Source organism: Calditrichota bacterium, from assembly GCA_013151735.1.
Lineage (GTDB): Bacteria > Zhuqueibacterota > JdFR-76 > JdFR-76 > BMS3Abin05 > BMS3Abin05.
Window position 1 is genome coordinate 1 of record JAADHR010000209.1, and the last position, 10,452, is coordinate 10,452.

At 47.3% G+C, this 10,452-nt stretch carries 10 protein-coding genes; 2 read left to right on the forward strand and 8 right to left on the reverse strand.

Annotated elements, in window-relative coordinates; all coding sequences use genetic code 11:
• From GXO76_15135 to GXO76_15165, 7 genes are all read right to left on the reverse strand, one after another.
• On the reverse strand, window positions 1-1,250 hold a 1,250-nt coding region (locus GXO76_15135), incomplete at its 3' end, for a hypothetical protein (GenBank protein ID NOY79185.1).
• Window positions 1,247-2,275: a radical SAM protein gene (locus GXO76_15140; protein ID NOY79186.1), complete on the reverse strand. Its 1,029-nt coding sequence runs from the start codon at window positions 2,273-2,275 to the stop codon at window positions 1,247-1,249. The genes GXO76_15135 and GXO76_15140, both read right to left, overlap by 4 nt.
• Window positions 2,272-3,402, reverse strand: a complete 1,131-nt coding sequence (locus GXO76_15145; GenBank protein NOY79187.1) for a glycosyltransferase — start codon at window positions 3,400-3,402, stop codon at window positions 2,272-2,274. The genes GXO76_15140 and GXO76_15145 overlap by 4 nt, the downstream gene beginning before the upstream one ends.
• On the reverse strand, window positions 3,399-4,070 hold the full coding sequence (locus tag GXO76_15150; protein ID NOY79188.1) for a polysaccharide deacetylase family protein: 672 nt from the start codon (window positions 4,068-4,070) through the stop codon (window positions 3,399-3,401). The genes GXO76_15145 and GXO76_15150 overlap by 4 nt, the downstream gene beginning before the upstream one ends.
• A 160-nt stretch (window positions 4,071-4,230) precedes the next feature.
• Window positions 4,231-5,370, reverse strand: a complete 1,140-nt coding sequence (locus GXO76_15155; GenBank protein ID NOY79189.1) for a glycosyltransferase — start codon at window positions 5,368-5,370, stop codon at window positions 4,231-4,233.
• Window positions 5,367-6,311 (reverse strand): flippase-like domain-containing protein, encoded by a 945-nt coding sequence (locus GXO76_15160; GenBank protein NOY79190.1) that lies wholly within the window; start codon window positions 6,309-6,311, stop codon window positions 5,367-5,369. The genes GXO76_15155 and GXO76_15160 overlap by 4 nt, the downstream gene beginning before the upstream one ends.
• Entirely contained in the window at window positions 6,301-7,425 is a 1,125-nt protein-coding gene (locus GXO76_15165) for a glycosyltransferase (protein NOY79191.1), read from the reverse strand. The genes GXO76_15160 and GXO76_15165 overlap by 11 nt, the downstream gene beginning before the upstream one ends.
• Before the next feature lie 661 nt (window positions 7,426-8,086).
• On the opposite strand from GXO76_15165, the gene GXO76_15170 reads away from it, so the two are divergent.
• Window positions 8,087-8,797 carry an endonuclease III gene (locus tag GXO76_15170; protein NOY79192.1) on the forward strand — a complete coding sequence of 237 codons (711 nt, stop codon included), beginning with the start codon at window positions 8,087-8,089 and terminating at the stop codon, window positions 8,795-8,797.
• On the opposite strand, the gene GXO76_15175 is transcribed toward GXO76_15170, so the two are convergent.
• Window positions 8,765-9,079, reverse strand: coding sequence for a thioredoxin family protein (locus tag GXO76_15175; GenBank protein NOY79193.1), 315 nt, complete (start codon window positions 9,077-9,079; stop codon window positions 8,765-8,767). The two genes, GXO76_15170 and GXO76_15175, sit on opposite strands and share 33 nt — an antisense overlap.
• A 307-nt stretch (window positions 9,080-9,386) precedes the next feature.
• Here GXO76_15175 and GXO76_15180 point away from each other — a divergent pair.
• Window positions 9,387-10,452 (forward strand): major facilitator superfamily domain-containing protein 7 (locus GXO76_15180; protein NOY79194.1); only part of this gene is annotated, 1,066 nt, incomplete at its 3' end.

Consider the following 10,452-nt stretch of genomic DNA (forward strand, 5'->3'; position numbering starts at 1 on the left):
GTCCGCTTTTCCCCCAAAATCTGACGGACCATTTCTTTCATTTTGAAAAAGGGAAAGCTGACCTGTCGAAATCGATTAAAATTGCCATGGGCGTCGGTTCCGGCGTAAATGAATTTCTTCTGGCCCCGTGAGAGACTTCCTTTCCACAGTTTCAGGCTTTCCCTGAAGCCGGTGTCCGCCTCACCATTAAGCGCCTGAAACCCCAAGAGTTTTGGATGTGTGCTGTCGGGTTTTTCCCACTTTCCCCGATTGACCAGAAGATACTCCAGCGGGGGAACCGGTGTTGCCGGGTGCGCGGCAATTCCCAAAGCCGAATCCGGCAGCTCATTCAAAATCTCAGAGATGCTCTTTTCGGAACGCGTCTTAAACCATTTTTCGGCCCCGTCTCCGCTTCCCTTGTGAAAGGAGGGATCATTCAAGACAAGAAAATGAATGTTTCGGCCCCGGTGATTTCTTGCGGAGACCTCCTCGCCGGGAATCAGTAAACATTGCTTCTTACCTTTGGCTTTGGTATTGAGCCGGGCAACTTCTGCCCTGAAAAGATGCCATTTTCTCAGTTTCGGATCGTTTTTCAGATAATTATCCGGATCGTCGTCCAGATCGTATGAATGATCGGTGACGGCCACGAAGGATAGGCCCATGGCTTCTGCGGCCTGTTGAATGGCGGGGAGAGGTGCCCCGAATTCTACCTGATCGCTGGTGTAATTTGAGTGCGTGTGTAAATCGCCATAAACGAGCCCGGGCAGGGTTGGAAGAGAATGAGGGCTCAGCCGGATGCGCAGGGGCGCGTGGGAGGTTCCAATGTAGTTGTCGGCGTTAAACCGGATGACTTTGCCTTTTCGTTTTGCTGTAAATGTAATCTCCAAATCAATCCCACCTGAAATTCCCGGCGGCCTATCCAATTCGATCAGTTTGTACCAGAAAGGCGATTGGATGGCCAACGGACGAGCCAGCAGCTTTTTGTGAAAGATTGGCGTGTTTTCGAAAAATGCCTTTGCTTCAATTTGAATAAGCTCAACCGGATACCGATGGGCATCCTTCACCAGAATGAGCAGGGGAATATTTTTGCCGGGTTCCACCCGATGAGGCGCATCCGCCAGAATTTCAGGCCAGGTATGTTTAAGGCGACTGTAAATGCCCTTAAATTTGTAGTGAATTTCGGCGTAAAGAAAAAAGCCGGGAAGGGAAAAAAGAATTGCGGCAGAGGCAGAAAAAGGCTGAGCCGGGAAAAAAAGGGGCGCCCAAATCATGTGGAGTTCCTCCCCGAAAAAGTGATCTTTCGCCGAATGGTTTTATCAAACCAATATTTAATTTTCGGAAGAAAACTTTCGAAAAAATAGACATCGCGCTTGTAGAGAAAAGAGGGATCAAAATAGCAATTAATGGTACAATTTTTACAGAAGGGATATGTGCCCTGACGGCGCAGCGCCTTTATTCTTTGTGGCGATTGAAGAGCCCGTGCCAGTGACGAGCCAATGGGAACAGCCTGGTTCCTGTGGTGAAAACAGGGTAGAAGCAGTTCATTTTGAGGCGATATGACAACAGTTGCCGAAACCCCCCGGCACCGGGGAGCCTCAACCCGATTTCCGCCTGCCCGAATAAACCGATGAAAGGCCCGGTTTATGTAAACATACGGCTGATTGTGAAAGGTTTCGACAAATTGGAGTGCCTTTTCCGTGATACCCGCATTCCCAAAATAGGGGAACACCGGGTTTGTGACGAGCATGAGTTTCTGGGTCTGGGCGAATTTTACCATCTCAGGGAATTCCCGGTAATTCTGTTCGGTAATGGTAAAAAGAAGGTCAGGTTGCTCCCCCAGACTTTTGGCAATCGAAATGCTCTCCATCACCCGGTCAAATACAGGCACGCCCCGGAGCCGGTCGTGGATAACCGGATTCAAAGAATCCAGGGAGAAATGCAGAATATCCACAAGGCCCCGAATTTCTTCTGCCCGGGAAGGGTAAAGCAGGGTGTTTGTGGTTACGCTGGTGATCAATTTTAGTCGTTTGGCTTCCTCCAGCATATGCGGCAGGTTCTTATTTAAAAGGGGTTCCCCGCCCGTAAAATCAACAAAAATAATTCCAAATTTGCGCAGCTCCCGAAGATTACGAACCACATCCTCCAGCGACGCATCAGGGATTTGCTTGTAGTTGCGGCGCTGCCAGAAGTCGCAAAATACGCACCGGGCATTGCAGCGATAGGTAACGTAATAATTGCAGAGAATGGGACGGTTCCGAAAAATACGGGTGGCGTATTTTAGATTTTCGATAATCATGTTCGTTTGGAATTGCCGGTGTAGTGGTCATTTTTCCAATGAACGGAATCTGAAAATCCCAGAAAAGCAAAAAGGGTCGTGTAAAGAAAATAGAACAATTCAAAAAATGGGAAAAACGACAGAAGACCCAATTTTCGATTGGGAATTAACGTTCGCAAAAGCAGAATGAAATCCATTAAAAAAATTAAAAATAGTCCAAATGTGGCTGTCGTGTAAAAACCGGGGAAAAAAAGAGCAATTGGGAGAAGAAGATGGTTCAGAAAACTGACGAGCATCAGAAGAAGCCCGAAAAATCGAACGGTTTTTCCGCCTACCACCCAGCGTTTCCGCTGGTGGAAAAAATCCTTAAGTGTAGGTTCCGGGTAGCTTACGACGGTTGTTTCCGGGTGAATGGGGAACCGGATATCCCAATTGGTCCGATCACATACACGCTGAAGAAGGGCAAAGTCTTCGGTTACGGTAAAGCCAATATGCGGATAGCCGCCCACCTGAAAATAGACTTTTTTTCGAAGGGCCATGTTGTTGCCGATACAACTGGAGGGCTTGCCCAGCCCTGTGGCGCCGGCAGCGGCTGTAAGCAGATATGCCCAGTCAAGTGCCTGAATTCCCTCCCAGAGCGTGTGTCGGCCATGCCTGGAGGCCAGGTAGGTCTGCCCGCAGACAATCCCGGTGTCCTCGTCAAAATACGCCAGCATATTTTCGACCCAGTGTTTGTTAAGGATGCAATCGGCATCGGTAAAAAGAATGAATTCTCCGGTTGCGATTTCCATGGCCCTGTGAATGGCATTTTCTTTTCCCGAAAGGTAATTGTTGATTTCCGTGATGTGGAGGGCCTGAATATGCGAGTAGCGGGAGGCCAGTTCGTCAAAGATTTCTCCGGTCCGATCCGAGGAGCGGTCATCCACCAAAATCACCTGCAGGTGCTGCCTGGGAAAGGAGAGCTCAAGAAGGGACTCCAGAAATCGGGGTAAATTGGGTTCCTCATTGCGCGCCGTCAGAATGATTGTGACCTCCGGATGGACCACGTGCCGAAAACGAGTTTGTTTTAAGAAGGTACCCGCCAGCAAAAGCAGACCCATAATTAAATAGAGGCAGACGAGGCTGTCAATGGTCCAATGCCCAATCATTTGGAATCCTCCCCGGGTTCTGTTTGGGAAAGATAATTCTTCAGTGAAGCAAACTGGTACCCCTGGTTTTGAAGACTGACCAGGAGAGACGGAAGAGCCTGAAGAGTATTTCGGCTGTTTTCTCCGGCATCGTGAAGCAGAATGACCGCTCCCGGTTTGGCAGCAAAGAGAACATTTCGGACGATGGATTGCGCCGATTCGCCCTTTACGTAGTCCCTCGAATCAATTGACCAGAGAATCAGTTGCATCTCAAGCGATTTGAGCAGTCCCCTGAACCCGGGACGAAACCTTCCGTATGGCGGCCGGAAAAGGCCCGGCCTGATCCCGCAGCTCTTTTCGATGAATTGGTTCGTCTTTCGGATTTCTTCCAGAATGGTCCGCCGTTTTTGAGTCCAGAGCGATATATGACTGAAGCCATGATTCCCAATGGCATGGCCCTCTTTTTTAATTTGAACCAAAAGACCGGGTGCCAGTGGAATATGCTGTCCCCTGACAAAAAAAGTGGCTGTCGCATTAAATTTTCTCAAATACTCCAAAACCCGTGGTGTGGTGTGAGGATCGGGGCCGTCGTCAAATGTGAGAAAAACGACCTTTCCCTCTGCCGGAACCCGGAAGGTTACCCATGGAAACAGGTTTTCGATGAGAGGAATTAATACCGTGTAATTCATTCGGTTCCCGCTTAAAATTGATTCTTTACGAACGGGCGTACGTTTTGCCTGATGGATTCAACGCCGCCCCGAATTCAGACCCAAAACTGTTTTTCCTCAGTGGTTCTCTTCTTTTTCCTCTGAGGTTCTCTGTGTCATTTTTCAGGCCATACGGAGTACCTCAGTCTCTGGAGTTATTTTGTCTTCCCTTCCATTCGTAATGCCCGGTTAACCCTTTGGCACCTACCCATAAAATATAGGGAATTTGAAAAAATTGGGCAAATAGAAAATATTTTAACAAATCTTTTCTTCGCGTAAATGCAGCCCCTTTCTGCGTAACCAGATAGTCAACTCCCCACTTTAGCAAGAATCCCAGAAGCAGAACATCCCAAGCACCCCCCAAGAGAAGCCAAACGGGCCAGAGAAAAAGAAGAAAATAATACAAATAGACCGAAACCAAAAAGGCCACCAGCGATTTTTGCCGATAATGCGCACTTTTGCTCGCCCAACGGGTGCGCTGATTCAGGAAGGCCTTCAGCGTTTCGACGGGTCGCGTGTAAGTGTTGGTATTTTTTTCGATTGCAAACCGGATGCGCCAAGAGGTTAGGTGGTGGATCTTTTGCATCAACAGATCATCATCCCCCGAAGGGACATTGTCGATGTCCCTGAACCCGTCCACTTCTTCAAAAACACGCCTTCGATAACTTAAATTGGCCCCATTACTAATCACGGGATGCCCAATGCCAATGGCGCCGGCGCCCGTTGTAACCAATCCCAGAAATTCGAGGGATTGAATTTTGTGAAAGAGCGTTTTTTCGAAAGCAGGGTGGATTAAGATGTACCCCGAAACCATCCCCACATCGTCGTCATAATGCCGGGCTATCCCTTCCAGCCAGGTGGGCTGCGCCACACAATCGGCATCAATAGTGGCAATGATTTCGCCCTGTGTATGTTCAATGCCGTACTGAATGGCTGCTTTTTTGTACGCTTTGTGAGGATGATTTTTTTGATAGTGGAACAATTGTACGCGTCCGGGATAGTTCTGCACAAATTTTTCCACGATTTCGCTTGTCCGGTCGGTGGAGTGATCGTCGATCACGGCAACTTTGTAACGGTCCTTGGAATAGGTTTGATTCAGGATTGAATTCAGGCAGGAAGCAATGGTATCCTCCTCGTTTCTTGCCGGAATAAGTACCTGGAAGGTAGGTTTTGCCTCAGAGGTGCCGGGGGTGAGTCTCAGAAGTCCCAAAAAATAGGTACCGATTTTGTAGATGTAAATCAGGCCTAAAAAAAGGAGAAGTGAATGGATAAAATACGTCATCGGTTTTCCTTTGCCGGGTGTTTTTCCTGAATTAAGTAATAAACCCCAATGAGACCCGGGATCAGCAGATTAATCACAAATAATAAGATCGGGCCGTTAAAAGCAGCCGAGGCAGAAATTGAAAACCTTTTAAACAAGAAAACTGAAAATCCCTCCCGAACGCCAATGTCCGCAATCGAAATGGGCACAAGCGTTTTTGCAAAAAAGACGGTTGGAATCACCAGTCCCCCGATGTGAAAAGGGGTTTTTTCAAAAGCGTTTATTAAGATAAAAAATTGAAGGGAAAAAATCAAGTACGCGGTGAGGGATAAAAAGAAAACGGTCCTCCCGCGCCGGTTAGTCAGAAATTCCAACCCAACGATCAGGCGATGAAGCGGATGCGTTTGTGGAAAGTGTCCCCCAATCTTTATGGCCAGTGATCGAAACCATCGGGGAAAAATGAGAGAGAGGAGAAGCCCTGCAAACAGAGCGTCCAGGATCCAACCCATGGCGGGGGTCAGGAATTTCAAGGGATGGAATTGCAAAAGGAGTGCGACCGACGTCCAGCCGCCCACTGCGGTAATAATGAGGAGTGTGTAAATTTTGTCGATGGCGACCACGCCCATTGCTGTAACCCAATCGGTACCCTTTACGAAAAAGGCCCTGGAATATTCGCCCACCCGGCCGGGTGTGGTAAATCCGATGGCCAGGCTGATTAAAAACGTGTGGGCGGCCTCGCGGAAGCGGGTTTTGGGCAAAATCCATCGAACAATGTAATACCATTTGTAAATTTGTATGCCCAGGTTGAGGGGCATTAAAAAAAGTGCCAGGAGAATGAGAGAGAATTTGGCCGACTGGAAGGCCTGCCAGATTTGAGCAGGCTTGATACTCCAGACCAGCACACCCAAAATGAGACCGGCAAGCGCAATTTTTAATCCCCAGAATGTTTTTTTACTCAGCATGGGCACGCGGTGTTTGGGGTTCTTTCCAGGTGACCGGAAAAATACGGCTCAAAATGCCAATCACCCAGACCTCGGCCAGATAAAAATATTCCCAGAACACAAGCAGGTAAAGGGAGGTTTTGTATTTAAATGATTTTTGAAAGGTGACCAACAGAAAAACATCCATTGAAAATTTCGCCAACAAAAGGGCAAGAATCAAGGGTACTTGCTTATTCCAGAAAAGAAAAATAGGGGAAAGCAGCAGCAAGGTGTTGCTCAGGTGAAAAAATCCGTAAAGAAGCTGAGAGAGGGGGTTGTAATATTTTCCGGCCGAAAGATGGCGCATTCGCTGCCGGAAAAAATGCTTCCATGAAGAGGGCGGAAAACTCAGCACCGTGCTTCCGGGGTGGTTGGCAAATACCATTTTATCACGTGTTTGTTTGTGAACCAGATGGAGAAAAAGATCGTCATCTCCGGAAATGGAGTGAGAAATGGCCTCAAACCCCCCTACCTGATTGAAGACCGATTTCCGGTAGGCGAGATTTCGTCCTGTGGCGGTCATGGGAATATTCCAGGCCAGCCCCGCCCGGGCGACCAGGCTGTTGTAAACGCTTTCAATCTCCAGAAGCCGGGAGAGCAGGTTTTTGCGAGCGGCCCTTAGCGGTGCAAAACCGACCACCAAGCCGGTATCGTCCGTAAAATAGGAAAGGGTGGTTGAAATCCAGGCAGAGTCCGGAAGGCAATCGGCGTCGGTGAAAAGCAAGATTTCCCCTCGACTGGTTTGAATTCCGCGAGTGAGTGCAAACTTTTTGGCAGGCATGCGGGCAGAGAGGGTGTCAATCCGGACCACGCGCAGGTTGGCCAGCTTCTTTTGCCAGGCTTTCAAAATGCGGCTGGTCCCGTCGGTTGACCGGTCGTCTGCAAGGATAATTTCAAATTGCTCGGCCGGGTAGGTCTGTTTTTGAAGAGAGGCAAGCAGGGCCTCCAGATGACTTTCCTCATTGTGTGCGGCCACGATAACGGAAACAAACGGATTGTTTGGTTGAGTCGTTTGAAAAATAGCAATCTGACCCCGCATCAGAAAGAGAACCCACCCGGTATACATTAAGAAAATAATCACGAGAAAACCTGCCATGGAAATACCTTGATTTTGATCCGTGAATGCACAGAAAATTATCACATAAAATTAAGGTTTTCTGGGAAAATAAGCAACAGTTTTCTGGAATAAAAAAAGGCTTCGCGCCTGTTGTTGAGCATACCCAGGTGTCCTGCGCGAAGCCCTATCCCGGATTAAGGGAAGTTTTCGGGAGGGAAAGCAAATGATTTAAAAGGTCATTTATAATTCAATAAAAAACGTACCATCCTTATTCATGCCAATGCGACCTGTCAAAAGAATAAAGTTTGGATTTTGTTCTTCCTTGAACTTCTTAGCCTTTTTCATGTTTCGTGTGCATCTGACTTTGTACCCGTGATTCTTCATATTGCGGGTAAGTGAATGATCCAAATCCTGATTATTGCCTAAAACAAGGACTTTTTTCATGGTTTCCCTGTGTGATGTGTGGTGAATTTGTAAAGAACACGTTTTGAAGAATAGTATGCCAATATCGTGCCAGGATATTCTCCGTGTTCGTTTTTTCTAATTTCATAATTATCAAGAGGGACAATTTTCAACGCGAACGTTTTGGGAAAAGGGATGTCGCAAAACAACTCATTCATTTTAAATCATGTTTTTAAATGAAACAGAATGATCTTGCATTTAAGGGGTTTGTTTGTTAAAATAAAACATCTGGATCAACATGAACTTCAATCAGGGAAAGCATGTGGAAAATTCCGGCTGGAAACTGACGGTCATTACAGAAAAACTTGAGGGCTGCTTTGGCGAGCCCTTTCGGCCCGAAAGGGCACCAGCTCTGGATACCCTTATTGAAACCATTCTCTCCCAGAATACGAGTGACCACAACCGTAATTTGGCGTTTCGGAGACTTAAAGAGAGATTTCCCGATTGGGACGCGGTTGAAAACGCTCCGGTAGATGCTGTTGAAGAAGCCATTCGTCCTGCGGGATTGGCCCGGCAAAAAGCGCCCCGGATAAAGCACATTTTGAAATGGCTGAGAGAAACGCGCGGCGCCCTAAATTTGGATTTTATTTGTAAGGAATCCCCGGAGGAGGCGCTCACGGTTCTGACAAAATTGAAGGGAGTGGGGGTTAAAACCGTCTATGTGGTGCTTTTATTTTCTTGCGGAAAGGATGTTTTCCCCGTGGATACACATATTCATCGGATTGCCAGGCGCGTTGGCCTTATTTCGGAAAAAACATCGGCTGCACAAGCGCACCAACTTCTGGGAAAATGGGTTCCCAAAGGAAAGGCGTTCTCTCTTCACATCAATTTACTAAAACTGGGGCGGACCATTTGCAAGGCCCGCCAACCGAAATGCGACGAGTGCCCCATTCGGGAGGTTTGCGACCATTACCAATCAATTGTTAATCAGTTCGAGGATTCTCACTAAGTCATCCATGCCAAAATGCCGGCTGAAGCGGGAAACCTCCCGGCCTTCATTGAAGATTAAGATAGTCGGAACGGTAAATACCAGATGCTGCCCGGCCGTCTCGGTAATTTCCTCCGTGTTGACGTACACGAATTTTGTGCGCGGGAATTCTTCCTTCAGATTTTTGACCTTTGGCAGCAAGGCCTTGCAGACATTACAGGTTGGTGTTGAAAAATAGGCCAAAACGGCGGCATGTTTTTGAACGGTTTCCAAAAAGTCCTCATGGGATTCAATATTTTTCATGTTTTGCTTCATTCCCTTGGTTTATTTTGCAACACTCTCTTGTTTATTTTTGAAAGATGAAGGTAATAAAATTAAAATGCGAATGCAAGAGCAAAATGATTTCAAGAGAGCCGGCTTGTTCAACCCATTCCGGAGGTTTACTCTGAACCGTAACAAAATCATGTGCGCTCCGAATGCATGAATAAGAGAATAACGATTTTTTTCTTTTATTCTTGGTAAAAATGCTTTATTTTAGAGAAGACCTTCCCTGGCACAATTCACACCACAGAAGGTGGCGTCACCTTAGATGAAATGGCAGGAGAAAAAAATGGAACACGAACACGCAAGGCTTTACGGCTATCGATGGATCATTTTGTTGATTTTTTCGTTTCTGAATATTGTGGTTCAACTTCAATGGGTAGCTTTTGCCCCGATCACAAATGAGGCGGCGGCCTTTTATAAGGTTACCCCCTTGCAGATCGGAATGTTATCCATGGTGTTTATGATCGTGTATGTTCTGGTAACCTTTCCGGCATCCTACATGATTGACACCTACGGCATTCGAATCGGGGTCGGGTTTGGTGCCCTTCTGACCGGAATTTTCGGATTTTTGAAAGGGGTATTTGCCTCTGATTTTACAATGGTGGTTATCTCTCAAATTGGGCTGGCAGTTGCCCAGCCCTTCGTGCTCAACGCTTACACCAAGCTGGGTGCACGATGGTTTCCCATCCGGGAACGGGCTACCTCCACCGGTATTGCTACTCTTTCGCAATACATTGGAATTATTATTGCTCTTGCCGTAACCCCTTTTCTGTATCGGGCCTACCAGATTCAAGGGGTGCTGTTGATCTACGGGATCCTGTCTCTGTCAATTGCCCTTGTTTTTATGATCTTTATTCGCGAAAAACCGCCCACGCCTCCCAGTCTTTCCGATCAGGCCGAGCGGTACAAGGTATTTGAAGGGATTCGCTTTATTTTCAAGAATCCCAATATGTTGATTTTGCTGTTTGTATTTTTTATTGGGTTGGGTATTTTTAATTCCGTGACGACCTGGATTGAACAGATTCTAAGTCCAAGAGGGTTTAATGCCGAACAGGCGGGCATTGTGGGGGGCATCATGTTTATTGGCGGGATTATCGGAGCGGTTATTTTGCCCATTTTTTCCGACAAGGCCCGAAAGCGCAAACCCTTTCTGGTGGTAGCACTCCTTTTCATCGTTCCGTCTCTGGCAGGACTTACGTTTTTTACGAGCTATTCCTGGATTTTGATTTCCGCGTTCACCATGGGCTTTTTCATGATGAGTGCCGGTCCCATTGGATTTCAGTACGGTGCCGAACTCAGCTATCCGGCCCCTGAAGCAACGTCTCAGGGTTTAATTCTTCTGGCCGGGCAGA